Genomic DNA, 14,722 nt, shown 5'->3' with positions numbered 1-14,722 from the left:
CCAGCCGAAAAGATCGGCTGGCGGTCGGCACACGGACTGCGCCACGTTATTTATTGTCCCCTAAACGAATCGCTTTGCGGATGTCTTTCAACGATTGCGACGGGCCGTACATAAGGACGCCGCCTCTGTAAACGCGTGCGCCGATCGTGCCCAATACGCCGATTGTCACAAGCATAATGGCGATCGACAGCAACGGCTCCCATAATGGGATATCAAGCATTCCGACTCGCAGGAACATGACAAGCGGCGCAAAAAACGGGATGTACGATGCCACCGTGACGTACGTCGCTTCCGGCATCGCGATGCCGGAAAAAGCGATGAAAGAAGCAATGATGACCAGAAACATCATCGGCAGCATCAATTGCTGCACGTCTTCCGTCCGACTGACAAGTGAGCCAAGCAATGCCGCAAGCACGGCATATAAAAAATAGCCAAGCAGGAAAAACAGGAACGCGAACAGGAATGTGCTGATTTTCAAGTCTGAAAAGCCGAAGACGCCTGTAATGCCGCCTGCCAGATCCGTGCCGGCAGATTTGATGGCAAAATAGCCGGCCGTTCCGAAAATGAGCATTTGCAAGATGCCAAGCATGCCGATGCCCGCGATTTTCGCAAACATATGCTTGACCGGCGAGACGCTCGAAATCAGGATTTCCATGACACGGGATGATTTCTCGTTCGCCACTTCCATGGCAATCATGTTCGGGTAATAGATGACTGCGACATAAATAAGCAAAATCAGGACATAAACGAGCCCGCGCGCCTGGTTCAATTCTTCTTCCGACTTGGAAGAAACGGCGACGGCTTCACGCTCAAATGATGCCGGTGAAAACAATTGGCTGACTTCCGCCTGGCTAAGGCCGATTTCATCGGCAGCCAAAACGGTCTGCATCGATTGCACAGCCTGTTCTACATCCGCTCCGCTGCCCATGCCATTAGCTGATTCGGTTACGTAGCGAGCGGCCAAACCTTGCGCTTGCGTGAGTTCGATATACGCTTCAATGGTCCCTTCCGAGATGCCTTCTCTCAATTCCGTCTCCGACATTTCGGTCGGCATCGCCTGCACGGGACTGTCGACAGCTGCCAATTGCTCCTGTAGCAGAGGCGTTAATTGCCCTGATTCATCTAAAACATGGAGCACATCCGCGTCTTCACTGCCGCCATCAAAAAGAGCAATGATATTTGATAAATTCGCTACCAGGAAAAATGAAGCTGCAACGATCACTGTGGTCGCAATGAACGATTTCGTCCTTGCCTTTGTCAAAAAAGCTTGTTTGAAGATAATCCAGAAACTATGCATGTGCTTTCCCTACTTTCGCCACGAAAATTTCTTCCAAAGTCGGTTCCTCAATGGAAAAATGGCGCAGGTCTCCAAGCTTCATTGATGCAGCAAGCAGCGTTTGCGCTATCGATTCGTTGCCGATTCTGAACACTGCCCCGTCATGCGTCTTTGTGAATGCCTCCACCCCGGCAATTTCTTTCAAGCCTGTTAAATCCTGATCCATTTTAATGCGGACGTTATGCTTGCCGAATGAACGTTTTGCATCGCGGATCGATCCGCTGAGGATGACTTTCCCACGATCGAGTATGCTCATGTCATCGCATAATTCCTCTACATGGTCCATACGGTGGCTGGAGAACACGATTGTCGCCCCTTGCTTTTGAAAATCCAGGATCGCGGACTTCAACATGCCGACATTGACCGGGTCCAAACCGGAAAAAGGTTCATCCAGTATCAGCAGCGACGGTTTATGGATCAACGAAGCTATCAATTGAATTTTTTGCTGATTGCCCTTTGACAGCTCTTCCACTTTTTTCGATGCGTAATGCGGCACTTCAAAGCGCTCAAGCCATTTATGTACTTCGCGTTTTGCTTCCGCGACGGGCATCTTGCGCAGCTGTGCCAAATAAACAAGCTGTTCTTCCACCCGCATTTTCGGATACAGCCCCCGCTCTTCCGGCAAATAACCGATTTCAGGGCTGTTCGCGTATGTAATCGGCTTGCCGTTCCACGTCACCGTTCCGTGCGTCTGGTTCAGCAGCCCTAAAATCATTCGGAAAGTGGTCGTCTTCCCTGCGCCGTTCGCGCCAAGGAATCCGTACATTTGCCCTCTTTCAACCACTAGCGACAAATTGTCCACCGCTGTAAAATCCCCGAATTTCTTTGTGGCATTCTCCACTTTTAAACCCATCGCTCATTCCCCCTTCTCTTTTCTATACGAAGCTCTTGTTGAAATGTTTCAAAAACAGGGACATTTTCCGTAAAAACCGATATACTGAAAAATGAACAACCATTCAGAAGGAGTTGTCGATTCATGCGAACTTATAAATTGACCGCCTATGAAAAAAACGGTGAATTGATTACCGAGGAAACATTCACTGCTGAAAACGACAGCCAGGCAAAAGAACAAGGCCAAGCGCTTCTGGAAGAGAAATCACTTCTGGAAAAAACGCATCGCCTTGCTTCTCCAGCAGGCAAATTATTATTGTTCCATTCTTAAGACCAAAAGGTGCAACGGGGCTTTCCCCGTTGCACCTTTTGTCTTTTGTTGAGAAGTTTTCTATATTCTTTTCATTTCGCTTCAGGCGGACGCTTTCCGCGGGGCGAGCGCCGAGCCGCTTCGTCGCTGCGCTCCTGTTTCTGCATCGCTGCGCTAGCTTCGAAACATTGAAGAGCGTTGCAGGGTCTCGCCTGACTCGCTAATCCCGCAGGAGTCGCCGCCTTACGCTCCATTCAAAGGTGTTTCTTAATAGCAAACCTGCGCTTTTTCTGCAGTTTTCAGATATGAAGCAAAACAGCCCACAGGGATTCAGTGCATACGGGCTTGCGGGGCTGTTTTGAGGAATATCGACTCAACATGAAATATAATGCAGTTTTTTTAATCTAATGTTTTAAAGTGTAGTCAATAATTCATTCCGCTTATTTCCCCTGGAACTCCGGTTTCCGTTTTTCGACGAATGCCTGGATGCCTTCGAGATGGTCGGTGCTCTTGCGCATTGCCGACTGGGCAACTGCTTCCAGCTCGAGCACTTTTTCCAGTTCTCCGACTTTCAATTGGTGCAGGATATGTTTTGTTGCCAGTTTCGCTTTAACAGGTGAAGCCAATGTTTGCTCAACGTAAGCATTGGCGTATTCCATCGAGCGGCCTTCAGCGGTCACTTCATCAATGATACCCTTCGCCAGCGCATCATGCGCTTTCAGGATTTGGCCAGCCCAGATCATTTGCTGAGCTTTCGGTGAACCGACACGCTCTTTCATGAAGAAATGTCCGCCGCCGTCCGGCACCAGCCCGATGCCGATGAAGTTCATCGCCAGTTTGCTGTTTTCTTCAGCAATGATGTGGTCGCATGCCAAAGCGATGCTAAAAGCAAGGCCGGCTGAAGCGCCGTGGATAGCGGCAATGGTAACCTGCGGCAGCGTATAAAGCGCTTTCGCCAAACGGCTGACGTCCACCATGACACTGTCGATATCCATCGGATTTTCCGGATCCATCATTTCCTTGATATCGCCGCCGGCTGAAAATGCCTTGCCTTCGCCATGGATCACCAATACTTGAAGCTCAGTGTCGTGATGAAGGGATTCAAAGCATTCCGCAAGTTCTTTCATCATCGTTCCGTTCATCGCATTCATCGCTTGTGGCCGGTTCAGTTTTAAATAACCGGTACGCCCTTGTTTCGTCAATTCTATTGTTTCAAACATACAAAAAGACACCCTTTCGCAAAAATGAATTGTGATTCATCTTTACGTATTCGGTGTCTTCTTGTGAAATCCCTTTTTTTATGGCGATGTTCGTGGAAATTGCCGTCAGTTGAAAGGAATTACATGGATTCGTATAGGGATTGAACTGGTTTGATCAAAACGCGGTTAACTTCGTCGATAATCTGGCTAAGGCCCATTTCTGCTTCAAGCATTGCCAAGATTTTCGGGTTTTCCTGTGCAGCCACTGCTGTAGCTTGTGCGTCCATCATTTCCTGCTCTGTGATTTCTTCGCCTTGAGCCTGCTTTTGCTGAAGTGTGATCTGCAAGTCGCGGAAGCTCTTGAACAATTCGTTCGATTCGCTATCTGAAGATACGGCTTCAACCGCTTGCTGCAATTTTACGTATTCCTCTGTGCTGCGGAACGTGCTTTCCAATTTGTTGATATCGTCATAGATGTTAACTGTCATCATCATTCTCCTCTGCTTAAATATTCAGCCCTATGGCCACAAGCCCCTGGACTAAACCGATCAGTCCACCAAGGAATGCACCCAGAACCGTGATCATTTTCAACTCGCGCCGTGAAATGCCCAGTACAAGCTCTTCCAACCGGCTGAGTTCAAATGAATCGACTTGCTCTTTCACCATGCTCTCGATGTTGATTTTGCGCAAGGCTTCTTCCAATCTCACTTCCCCTTGCTGAAAAATAAATTCAGCAACAAGCGGTGTGAGGTGTTTCCCTGTCCATTCTAACCCGGTTGGCCAAGTCTGTGCAAGCGTTGCACCCAGACGCCCGTTGATATTGGCTGTTTCACGTACATATTGCTTTACTGAATCGAGTGTCGGGCTGAAATCGAATTCTTTCAGCAGGTCCTCTGCTTTTTTGTCTTGAAGCTTCTCCCATTCGCCGTGAGCCAGCGAAGTCACCAGTTCAAAGGTCTTCGGAGAGTTCAGGAATTTCACAATTTCGGGCTGGATGCGGTCGACAATCGGCCGTGATTCACCGAGCAGCGATTGCAGCATATTGCCAAAGCGCCCCCGGGAAGCCAGAAATTCCTCAAAGAACGTTTTTATGGTCTGGCGTCCTTGGAACGACACAAAATAATCGGTTGCCCGATCGATGCCGTATTTGACGCCGTGGATAATTTTCACTTCGGCTTCCGCTTTCCAATTTTCAGGCATCAGCTCACGAATCGTTTTTCCTTCGATATACGACCGGACCGAATCCGCTTGGCGGTCCACCAATTCATCCAGTTTCGACTCGATTTTCACATCGATGTCTTGCTGATTTGCGACTTCCAGCCAATCTTTCAATGAACGGGAAGATTGGAAAGCGTGGGTTTTAAGCTGCCGCTGGATCCATCCTTCTGTCCGAATCTGCATTTCTTCATTTAAAAACCGTTTTTTGAACGTTTCCGGCGTCAACAAGTGATCGACAATCGTACGCCCTAATTGAGTGGATAATTCATCGCGCCTTTTCGGGATCAGCCCTGGCGTCAGCGGCACCCGCCACGAGCCGATGTATATCGCTTTATACGGGCGGAAAAGCATTTTGATGGCGATAAAGTTCGTGACACCCCCGATTAAAGCCCCGATGATGGCCATGAAGACCAGCGTTAATATTATGTTCAATCTCTTCACTCTTTTCTTTTTCTTCTTTGTCAATCTGATTCCATCCCTTTATACTATAGAAGAGACGCAAAGGGGGATATCTATGCTTCAGCATTTTAAATTCAAGCCAATGTTCGAAAATGCCCAGCTTCCTGGCTGGAACATTTCCTTCTTCTATAAAAGTGAACGCATCGCGGGCGAATACCATCCTGACGGAAAAATCGCTTGGCTGACGGATCCGCCGCAGGACGAGGAGTCCGTGAAAACGATGATCCATGAACTGATGCTATTCCATGTATACGATTGAAACGCCGGAAAAGTTCCGGCTTTTTCAGACTGTCGAGAAACTTAGATAGTTGTTTTGCATTTCGCTTCAGGCGGACGCTTTCCGCGGGCCTGGCTTCAGTCTCCTCGTCGCTGCCGCTCCTGCGGGGCCTTCAGCTCAGGCTTTGCCCGCTGGAGTCGCCGCCTTCCGCTTCATTCCAAAGTATTTCTTAATAGAATGTTATTTCTTTTACTGAAAAACAGGAAAGATACACTTTCTATAGTTTCTTTCCTGTTCTCCAGATATGGAGCAAAACAGCGGAGACGCCTGCGGGAAAGCGAGACAGCCGAGACCCCGCAGGGAGCGTAGCGGACGAGGAGGCTTGGCGCTCGCCCGCGGCAAGCGCAGCTGTTTTGCGGAATATCGAACCTATCAAAAAAAGAATTTAACTTTCTCAATAAGCTGGAAACGCCGGAAAAGTTCCGGCGTTTTTTTCTTCCCGCTTTTTCATTATAGGTAACGCCGCCGTTTTTTAACAGCAATAGCAATTCAACGAAAAAAGGGGAATGCCCCTTCTACCCGACTTGCTGGGCAGGAGACATTCCCGATTGGATTTTGTACATCTGGTGGTACTGGCCGCCAAGTTTCATCAATTCTTCGTGAGAGCCCATTTCGGCGATTTCACCGTGGTCGAGGACCAGGATGCGGTCAGCGTTTTTAATCGTCGACAGCCGATGGGCGATGATGAACGTCGTGCGGCCTTTCTTCAATACGTTCATCGCGTGCTGAATGATTTCTTCAGTTTCTGTATCGATGTTCGATGTGGCTTCATCTAAAATCAGGATTGCCGGATCGAAAGCCAAGGCCCGGGCGAAAGACACCAATTGGCGCTGTCCGGATGACAAGGTGCTGCCTTTTTCGACAACCGGCTCGTCAATGCCGTTCGGCAAATGCTTGAGGACGCGTTCGCCGCCAACCGCTTCAAGTGCGTCTTCCACCATTTTGCGCGTGATGCGTTCGTCGCCAAGCGACACATTCGATTCAATCGTGCCTGTAAACAAATACGGATCCTGGAGTACGATCCCCATGTGCTCGCGGACCGATTGGCGTGTCATGTCGTTGATGTTGATGCCATCGATCGTAATCTGGCCTTTGGATACATCGTAGAACCGAAGCAGCAAGTTCATGATTGAGCTTTTACCGGAACCGGTATGTCCGACAAGCGCCACCGTCTCCCCTTGCTTCGCTTCAAAATCAATGTTCTTCAAGACATATTCTTCTGCGTCATACGCAAACCAGACATCCTCAAAGCGGACATTGCCTCTATAGCGTGCCACTTTCGCGTCGCTGACCGGTTCTCCCTGCAAGTCGAGCAGACGGAAGACCCGTTCCGCTGCAACAAGTGCTTGTTCCAGGCGTGAAAACTGGTTGACGATGCCGCTGATTGGATTGAATAAGCGGATGATGTAATCGATGAATGCGTACAGTACACCGACTGTCACCATGCCTTCCCCGCTGATCGAGCCGCTTCCGAAATATGCGATGAACAAGATGAATATCAATACGCGCAAGACGCCCACCATATTATGCGAAGCCGCTGCCTCAAGTACGAGCAGCTTCTGCTGGAACTGGTAATGGGTATTGTTCATTTCTTCGAATTCGGCTTTCATGTTCTTTTCATTGCGGAAAGCCTGGATGATCGTCATTCCTTGAATCGACTCGTTGATCATGGCATTCATATCGCTCAATTTTTCGCGGACAACATGATTGTATCGAGCCGCGAATTTGCGGTAGATGAGCATCCAGCCGTAAAGCATCGGGATGAGCACCAGCATGATAGCCGCGAGTTTCCAATCGAGGTAGAACAACGCCGCATAGATTCCTGCCATATACATAAAGCTCGTTGCGAATTGAGAGAATACCGTAAAGAATAATTCGCGGATTGCTTCTGTATCGTTGGTGATGCGCGACACGACTTTGCCGGCTGGCAAATTGTCGAAATAACGGATTGGCAATGTCTGGACATGGCCATAAACGTCGTTGCGCATTTTTTTGATGATGCTGTTCGCCCCTTTTTGCAGGAAGATGAACTGGAGGTAGCGGAATATTGCCGCTACGATGCCGAATGCCAGGAAAATCACCAATAAATACGCAATCGGTTCGAAATTCACAGCACCGCCCTGCATAGGCGCGATGTGCTCATCGATTATTTCTTTGGCGATCAGCGGAGCAGCGAGATCTGCCGCTACCGCAATCGCCAGGAGCACAAGCCCCCATATCAACATCCCTTTAAAATTCAGGGCGTAATGGACTAATCTTTTTCCTGTCCCCATGATTACACCTCCTCGATCTGTTGGCGAAGAAATTGTTCGTGGAACCAACCGCCCGCTTTCAACAGATCCTCATGAGTTCCTTCTTCAATGATTTTTCCTTCATCAAGCACCACGATCCAATCGGCATGCTGCACGGCAGAAAGCCGGTGCGTCGTGATGATTGTCGTTTTGCCGGAACGCTCGTTTTGGATATTTTCGATGATTTTCGCTTCCGTCTTCGCATCGACTGCGGAAAGCGAATCGTCCAGAATGAGAATTTCCGGCTTTTTGATCAACGCACGCGCAATCGAAATGCGCTGTTTCTGGCCGCCGGACAATGCAACCCCTTTTTCCCCGACCATTGTCTCCAAGCCGTTTGGCAGCTTCGCCAGATCCGACTCGAAATGGGCGACGCGGATCGCTTCCTGGATGTCTTCATCCGTGGCATCCCGTTTCCCGAACAGGATATTGTCGCGCACCGAACGGGAAAACAGCACGTGGTCCTGCGGGACATAGCCGATCCAGCTGCGCAGCTGGTCTTTCGGCAGCTCTGCCAGATCGATGCCGTCCATAAGGACCGCCCCTTCGCCCGCTGGATATTCACGCAGCAATTGTTTGACGAACGTCGTCTTCCCGCTGCCCGTTTTGCCGACAATGCCGAGCGTCTGTCCGCTGTTCAACGACAAATTGATGCCTTGCAAATTGATCGAACTCGACTGCGGATACGTAAAGCTGAAATCTTTGAAATTGATTCGGCTTGGCGTCTCCAGCGTTTTCGGATGCAGCGCTTCGGCGACATCCTCTTTATGGCCGAGTGTTTCATCCACCCGGTCAAGCGAAGCATTGCCGCGCTGCAGGATATTGATCATTTCCCCGATGGCGAACATCGGCCAGACGATCATCCCGAGGTAGACATTGAACGCGACCAAGTCGCCCAGCGTCATGGTCCCTTCTGCAACAAGGAACGCACCATAGCCCAGACCGATCATATAGCTGATCGTCGTCAGGACTTTCGTAACCGGAGCGAATAAGGCATCAATCCGTTCAACAGCCATGTATTTTTCGTAGACATCAGAAGTCATATCGGAAAAACCTTTTTCAGATTTCCGTTCCTGCACATACGCACGGATAACCCGGACACCGCCGATCGATTCGAGGACGCTGTCATTCATATCGCCGAACGCATCTTGCGCCGCCGTGTAGCGGGCATGGATTTTCTTGCCCAGCACTTGTACGATAATCGCCAGGATCGGCAGCGGAATCAACGCCAAGAACGTCAACTCCCATGACACAAGCATTCCCATTGCGACAATGATCGTAGCCATATACAGCGTCGAATCGACAAGCGTCAAAATGCCGAAGCCGGCGGTTTCCGAGATTGCACGCAAATCATTTGTTGCACGAGCCATCAAGTCGCCCGTCCGATTTTTCTCATAGAACGTAGGCGTCATCTTCATGAAATGGCCCATCAGGCTCGAACGGAGTTGGCGTTCGATAACGTAAGCTCCGCCAAACAACTGGTATTGCCAAACAAAATTCGTTATATAGGCGAGCACCATTGATGCCGCTAATACGCCGACATATTGCCACAGCAAAAGCGAAGTCATTTCTTCCTGTGCAATTGCGTCGATTGCCAGCCCGATCAGCCAAGGCGGAATGATTTCCAGTACGTTGGCGATCATCAGGAGCCCTACGGCAATGCTGTAGCGGATCCAATTTTCTTTAAAAAACCATCTTAATTTCCATAAAACACTAAACATCGTTTACTCCCACTTTCTTTTTCTGTCTTCCGCTAGTCGCCTTCAAGCGATTCCTTGATCATGATTTTCCGTGTTTGAAGCTTTCTCATCTTCATTCTCCCCTTCTCGTTTTATTTGTTTTGCCGATGTTCCAAAGCGAATTTTCACTAGCCGTCTGGAATGGCAAAACGGCGTTATTTATTTGCACAGCCTAAGGCTGACCAAACCATCCTCGTAAATTCAAAATTTTTCCAGTCGTTGACCATAAAAAAACGCGCACCCATTTTCAAGGTGCGCGTGCACGAAAAAAGGCAAGTCCGCAGACCTGCCCTAACTAATTCTAGTCACGAAATAAATTCAAAGACTAATTACAAGGAGGCCTGGCAACGATATGAAATTAGCTGAAAATACGCGGATTGACTTTTTCATTGCCATAACCTCCTTTTCCTTTGATTTGGTAATTCAAGAGTACCACTGCCATTTTTGAATTGTCAACGTTTTTCGAATAAATTCTATTTTACAACAAAGAGGAATGTTTCATTGAGTGCTCTTAGGGTAATTTAGTACTAATAAAATCATTTGATCGGAGATGGTAAGGATGTTTCACAACATTGCGGTTGCTTACGATGGTTCAGAAGGAAGCAAAATGGCACTTGAACAAGCGCTTAAACTGATGGAAGCGATGCCGGATGCCAAGTTGAATGTCATTTACGTCAACGAAGAATATCATGAAAATTTCCGGGCGGCGCGAATCGGCGATGTTTCTCCAAGAGTGGTTTCGGCCAACGTGGACAGCACATATGCCCAGTATATGCCTCCTGAAATTGGCGAAAACGATTACCGTGCGCCAAGTGATTTGAAACGCCCTGATGATTACGAAGATTCAGCTACAGAATACTCCAAGCATATGCATACTGCCATTCAGCAGCAGTTGGATGCCAAAGGCGTCAAAGCGAATGTGTTGGCACTTGAAGGCAGCGCCAGCAAAATGATTCCAGCTTACATCGATGAACAGAATGTCGATCTGCTGGTGGTCGGCAACAGCGGAAAATCCGGACTTCAGAAATTTTTCATCGGTTCAGTCAGCAAACGTTTATTGAAAGATTCACCATGTTCGGTGCTAGTTATCAAATAATTACGATTCCACAAAGTGCGAGTTAGGTATTTACTCTCATTTTGTGGTTTTTTTCGCTTTAAGACAATATTTTATACATTATATTGTCATAAATTTATCAGTTTAGCGCAATATATGGTGGGTAAACATTACTAAGAAGCAAAATCAATAAAATTGGTAAAGGAAGAAGGGAAGCAGCTATGTCAAAACATACCGTATATTTTCTGGACTCACACCAGCACCGCGGTCTCATGGCTGAAATCTGGGCGAATCGCCTGGAACTTCCTGACTGGGACATTCGGAGCGCGGCGTGGGGCCAGCCGCAATTCACTGAAACACCTTTTCAAGTGATGAAAGAAGTCGTATTTGAAATACCGAAAGTCGAGCCTCGCTCTTACAACTCCAAAGAAGTTGGCGAAGCCGATCTGATTATCGCTTTGCACGACAGCGATTTGGAAGGTGCCGATATACCGGCGGATTTGCCTCTACAAAAATTACTAGTATGGGATATTCGCAACCCTGAGCTGCGCAGTTCCGACGAACATGAACAATGGGCTCTTTATCAAGAAATTTGTGATGAAATTGCCATCAATATAAAAAATCTTGAACCTTATTTCCGATCTCATTATATGTAAAACCCGCCTCTTTTAAAAAGAGACGGGTTTTTTCATGTGTATAAAACTGCGCGGACCGGGCTTCCATCCGCTCCTGTAATTTTTAGCGGCAAGGCAGCCAACTGATAAACCCCTGCAGGAACACCTTCTAATACGATGCCTTCCAGAATAAAGCGCCCATTGCGGTTCATCGCCTGGTGCATCGGCAAGTCTTTGCTGGTCTGCGGATCCACCGAAGGGACATCGACGCCAAAGAGGCGGATCCCTTTGCGGACCATCCATTCGGCAATCGATGTGTCGAATTCCGGCCAGGAAGCGGGGAATTCTGTTCGGTCTTGCCATGCCGCTGTATGCAGCAGCACAGCTTCCACCCCTTCTTCTATTTCAGGCAGATTTTTCACCAATACTTTCGCAACGGCCGCTACATCGACCACTTGAGCTTTTGTCAAATAGATATCCAGCGGCAATTCTTCCACTTTTAAACCATTGTCATCGTAATGGAAAGGCGCATCAATGTGCGTGCCCATATGCGTGCTCGTGGACAATTCACCAATATTCACCGATCCGCTTTGTTCTTGTGTCACTGACAGGCGGAACTTGAATGGCACGTCTCCCGGCCATTCCGGCGTCTGCGCATCCAATGCCATGGAAATATCAATAATCTTCTTTGCCACTTACGCCACCACGTTTCTGTCGTTGCTGAAGTTTTTGTAGACTTCATTGTCCATGATGGCCTTCAAACGCTCCACCACTTTTTCAACATCGCTGTAAGACGTATAAAGCGCTACCGGAGCCAAGCGGATAATGTTCGGCGCACGGAAATCGGGTACAACGCCAGCCTCTTTCAAGGCTTTGCAGATGCGCGCCGCTTCTTCATGAGCCAACGCGATATGGCCGCCGCGCCCAGCGTCTTCAACAGGCGTCACGTCTTTCAGCGCCGGAATTTTCTGGGCGATCAACTCGCGCAGCATGCTTGTCAGTTGAAGTGATTTTTCACGCACGGCCTCAATGCCTGCTTCTTCGAAAATTTCAATGCTCCCAAGCAATGGCGCCATGCTGAAAATATTCGGCGTGCCGATTTGATAAGCGCCGGCCCCTTCCGCTTTCGAAAACGAATGGTCCATATCGAATTGCTTCGCTTTGTCCGAGCCGAACCAGCCGGCGTTGCCTGGCAGCAAGTCGTGGTGGCGTTCATGGATGTACAATCCACCCGTTCCGCCAGGTCCTGAATTCATGTATTTATAATGGCACCAAACCGCAAAGTCCACACCGCAATCATGCAGTTCGTGAGGCAAAGCACCGATGGAATGGGCCAAATCAAATCCGACCAAAATCCCTTTTTCATGTGCGGCTTCCGCAATTTCCCGGATCGGCAGCAATTGCCCGCTGCGGTAAAGGACCGACGGCAGCATGATAATTGCCACTTCATCAGTCAATTCATCAATAATGTCCTGCAATTCCAATGTGAAGCCGTCACGGCTCCGTACTTTTTTCATGGCTGTTGCCGGATCTAGTCCGCGCAGGCGCAGATGGCTTTCCACCGCGTAAATATCTGACGGAAAATTCAGCTCATCAACCACGATTGCAAAGCGGTCCCCGCTTGGCTGAAAAATAGTGGACAGCATCTGATGAATATTGGAAGTAATCGATCCTGTCACCATCACTTCATGCGGTTTCGCCCCGACCAAAGGAGCAATGCGGGCACTCAGGTTTTCCGCCATCGTAAACCATGGGTCTTTCCCTTCTGTCCAGCCGTCAATGCCGTGGATTTTCCAGCTTTCCGCGACCTCCAGCAATTTAGCTTCCGCACGTTTCGATATCAATCCTAACGAATTGCCGTCCATGTATATTTGGTTTTCAGTTTGGTAAAATTCTTTTTTAAAACGCGCAAGCGAATCCATTTCATCAAGCTGTTTTTCAGCCGCCATGATTCTTCCCCCTTATAGAAATGCGTAAGACATAGCGCCAAGAATCGCCGTGACCAACACAACAACCCATGGTGCCAGTTTAAAATAGACTAACATTGCAAACGCAGTAATCGCAATGGCAAAATCAACCGGCCCACGAATACCCGATGTAAAGACCGGATCATACAAAGCGGCGAGCAGAATGCCGACAACACCCGCATTCACTCCTTTTAAAGCGGCCTGAACGCCTGACTTCGTGCGGATAACACTCCAAAATGGCAGCGTGCCGAGGACCAGCAGGAAGGAGGGCAAGAACATCGCAATGACCGCAATGACCGCTCCCCATCCACCTGACATGATCTGGCCAAGATAGCCAGCCAATGTGAACAGCGGTCCCGGGACTGCTTGTGCAGCTCCATAACCCGAGATGAAAACATCCGGACCCATCCATCCTGGCACCACTTCCCGCTCCAGCATTGGCAGAACGACATGGCCTCCACCAAACACAATCGATCCGACCCGGTAATAAATATCGAAAATCGCATAGAGCGCAGATTCAAAGAACGGCCTCAGCAACGGAAGCCCGACCAGCAACGCGGCGAAAATCGTCCAAGCCGCAATCCCTGTTTTTCTGCCAAACGTAAGTGCCAGCTTCACCGCTTCCGGCGCCTTTTCTTTGCGGTACATATAATAGCCAAAAATCCCTGCTAAAACGATGACCGCTATTTGGGCCCATGCAGTAGGCACAAGCAGAATAGCCGCTGCGGCCGCGACAGCAAGCGCAATTCTTGGCAAGTCCGGCGCCAACGATTTCCCCATTCCCATCAATGCGTGGGCGACTACCGCGACGGCGACAATTTTCAAACCGTGGATCCAGCCGCTGTCGAACGACGCATTGGATACTAGCATTGCGAACAACACCAATAAGATGACTGACGGCATCGTGAAGCCGAACCAAGACAGGAAGCCGCCGAAGATTCCGCCTCTCAGCATTCCTACTGAAATGCCGACCTGTGAACTTGCCGGTCCAGGCAGGAATTGGCATAACGCCACAAGATCAGCGTATGCTTTGTCATCCAGCCATTTCCGTTTGACGACATATTCTTCCCGGAAATACCCGAGATGGGCAGTCGGCCCGCCGAATGAAGTGAGCCCCAGTTTTGTGGAAGCTTTCAAAATTTCCATGTAATTCTTCTTTGCCATAATCGTCTCCTTTAATGCGCCGGCTTTGCTGAAAAACGAATTTCAGCTTTGCCTGTATTTTTGCTTCAATTAAAGCATAACTGATTGCTTATATGTTGTCATGTACCATCTGGTTAAAGTAAACTCGGCACCTTTTCCCGATTGGCGTTCCTGCGCATTTCCTGCTATACTAATAAAGCTAAAAATATAATTTCACAGCACTTCTAACCGTTCATCCGGCTTTCTGCCTAGGTGGACTGACTATCATATGTTCTATTGAAACG

14 protein-coding genes are annotated in these 14,722 nt (G+C 48.8%); 4 read left to right on the top strand and 10 right to left on the bottom strand.

Annotated features, from left to right (window positions below):
• Positions 1 to 46 precede the first annotated feature (46 nt).
• Positions 47 to 1,297 (bottom strand): ABC transporter permease, encoded by a 1,251-nt coding sequence (locus QMA09_RS11390; RefSeq protein WP_135500968.1) that lies wholly within the window; start codon positions 1,295 to 1,297, stop codon positions 47 to 49.
• Positions 1,290 to 2,189 carry an ABC transporter ATP-binding protein gene (locus tag QMA09_RS11385; RefSeq protein WP_135500966.1) on the bottom strand — a complete coding sequence of 300 codons (900 nt, stop codon included), beginning with the start codon at positions 2,187 to 2,189 and terminating at the stop codon, positions 1,290 to 1,292. The genes QMA09_RS11390 and QMA09_RS11385 overlap by 8 nt, the downstream gene beginning before the upstream one ends.
• A 123-nt stretch (positions 2,190 to 2,312) precedes the next feature.
• Here QMA09_RS11385 and QMA09_RS11380 point away from each other — a divergent pair, with 123 nt between their 5' ends.
• A complete protein-coding gene (locus tag QMA09_RS11380) occupies positions 2,313 to 2,498 on the top strand; it encodes a YhzD family protein (RefSeq protein WP_135500964.1) in 186 nt (61 codons plus the stop codon).
• Positions 2,499 to 2,917: 419 nt separating this feature from the next.
• Here the strand turns inward: QMA09_RS11380 and QMA09_RS11375 are convergent, their stop codons facing one another.
• The 3 genes from QMA09_RS11375 to QMA09_RS11365 form a co-directional block, all read right to left on the bottom strand.
• Positions 2,918 to 3,697 carry an enoyl-CoA hydratase gene (locus QMA09_RS11375; protein ID WP_290213209.1) on the bottom strand — a complete coding sequence of 260 codons (780 nt, stop codon included), beginning with the start codon at positions 3,695 to 3,697 and terminating at the stop codon, positions 2,918 to 2,920.
• Positions 3,698 to 3,816: 119 nt separating this feature from the next.
• Entirely contained in the window at positions 3,817 to 4,164 is a 348-nt protein-coding gene (locus tag QMA09_RS11370) for a YlbF family regulator (protein ID WP_135501188.1), read from the bottom strand.
• Between the two features lie 16 nt (positions 4,165 to 4,180).
• Positions 4,181 to 5,335: a DUF445 domain-containing protein gene (locus QMA09_RS11365; protein ID WP_338325015.1), complete on the bottom strand. Its 1,155-nt coding sequence runs from the start codon at positions 5,333 to 5,335 to the stop codon at positions 4,181 to 4,183.
• A gap of 73 nt (positions 5,336 to 5,408) precedes the next feature.
• Here QMA09_RS11365 and QMA09_RS11360 point away from each other — a divergent pair, with 73 nt between their 5' ends.
• Positions 5,409 to 5,612 carry a YheE family protein gene (locus QMA09_RS11360; RefSeq protein WP_135500959.1) on the top strand — a complete coding sequence of 68 codons (204 nt, stop codon included), beginning with the start codon at positions 5,409 to 5,411 and terminating at the stop codon, positions 5,610 to 5,612.
• Between the two features lie 533 nt (positions 5,613 to 6,145).
• Here QMA09_RS11360 and QMA09_RS11355 read toward each other — a convergent pair.
• A complete protein-coding gene (locus tag QMA09_RS11355) occupies positions 6,146 to 7,903 on the bottom strand; it encodes an ABC transporter ATP-binding protein (protein ID WP_290213208.1) in 1,758 nt (585 codons plus the stop codon).
• 2 nt (positions 7,904 to 7,905) lie between these two features.
• Positions 7,906 to 9,642 carry an ABC transporter ATP-binding protein gene (locus QMA09_RS11350; RefSeq protein WP_290213207.1) on the bottom strand — a complete coding sequence of 579 codons (1,737 nt, stop codon included), beginning with the start codon at positions 9,640 to 9,642 and terminating at the stop codon, positions 7,906 to 7,908.
• Positions 9,643 to 10,219: 577 nt separating this feature from the next.
• Here QMA09_RS11350 and QMA09_RS11345 point away from each other — a divergent pair.
• Together QMA09_RS11345 and QMA09_RS11340 are read left to right on the top strand one after the other, a co-directional pair.
• Entirely contained in the window at positions 10,220 to 10,756 is a 537-nt protein-coding gene (locus tag QMA09_RS11345) for a universal stress protein (RefSeq protein WP_135500953.1), read from the top strand.
• 179 nt (positions 10,757 to 10,935) lie between these two features.
• Positions 10,936 to 11,370: a phosphatase gene (locus QMA09_RS11340; RefSeq protein WP_290213206.1), complete on the top strand. Its 435-nt coding sequence runs from the start codon at positions 10,936 to 10,938 to the stop codon at positions 11,368 to 11,370.
• Positions 11,371 to 11,402: 32 nt separating this feature from the next.
• Here the strand turns inward: QMA09_RS11340 and kynB are convergent, their stop codons facing one another.
• From kynB to chrA, 3 genes are read right to left on the bottom strand one after another with little or no spacing between them, the layout of a single operon-like run.
• Positions 11,403 to 12,023 (bottom strand): arylformamidase, encoded by a 621-nt coding sequence (gene kynB / locus QMA09_RS11335; RefSeq protein WP_290213205.1) that lies wholly within the window; start codon positions 12,021 to 12,023, stop codon positions 11,403 to 11,405.
• Complete coding sequence (kynU, locus tag QMA09_RS11330; protein WP_290213204.1) at positions 12,024 to 13,277, bottom strand: kynureninase; 1,254 nt, start codon at positions 13,275 to 13,277, stop codon at positions 12,024 to 12,026.
• Positions 13,278 to 13,289: 12 nt separating this feature from the next.
• Entirely contained in the window at positions 13,290 to 14,459 is a 1,170-nt protein-coding gene (gene chrA, locus QMA09_RS11325; RefSeq protein WP_290213203.1) for a chromate efflux transporter, read from the bottom strand.
• Between the last annotated feature and the right edge of the window lie 263 nt (positions 14,460 to 14,722).

The organism is Planococcus sp. APC 3906 (assembly GCF_030407685.1).
Taxonomy (GTDB): domain Bacteria; phylum Bacillota; class Bacilli; order Bacillales_A; family Planococcaceae; genus Planococcus; species Planococcus koreensis.
The sequence above is the reverse complement of the archived record's forward strand: the minus strand, read 5'-3'. Positions and strand labels throughout refer to the sequence as shown.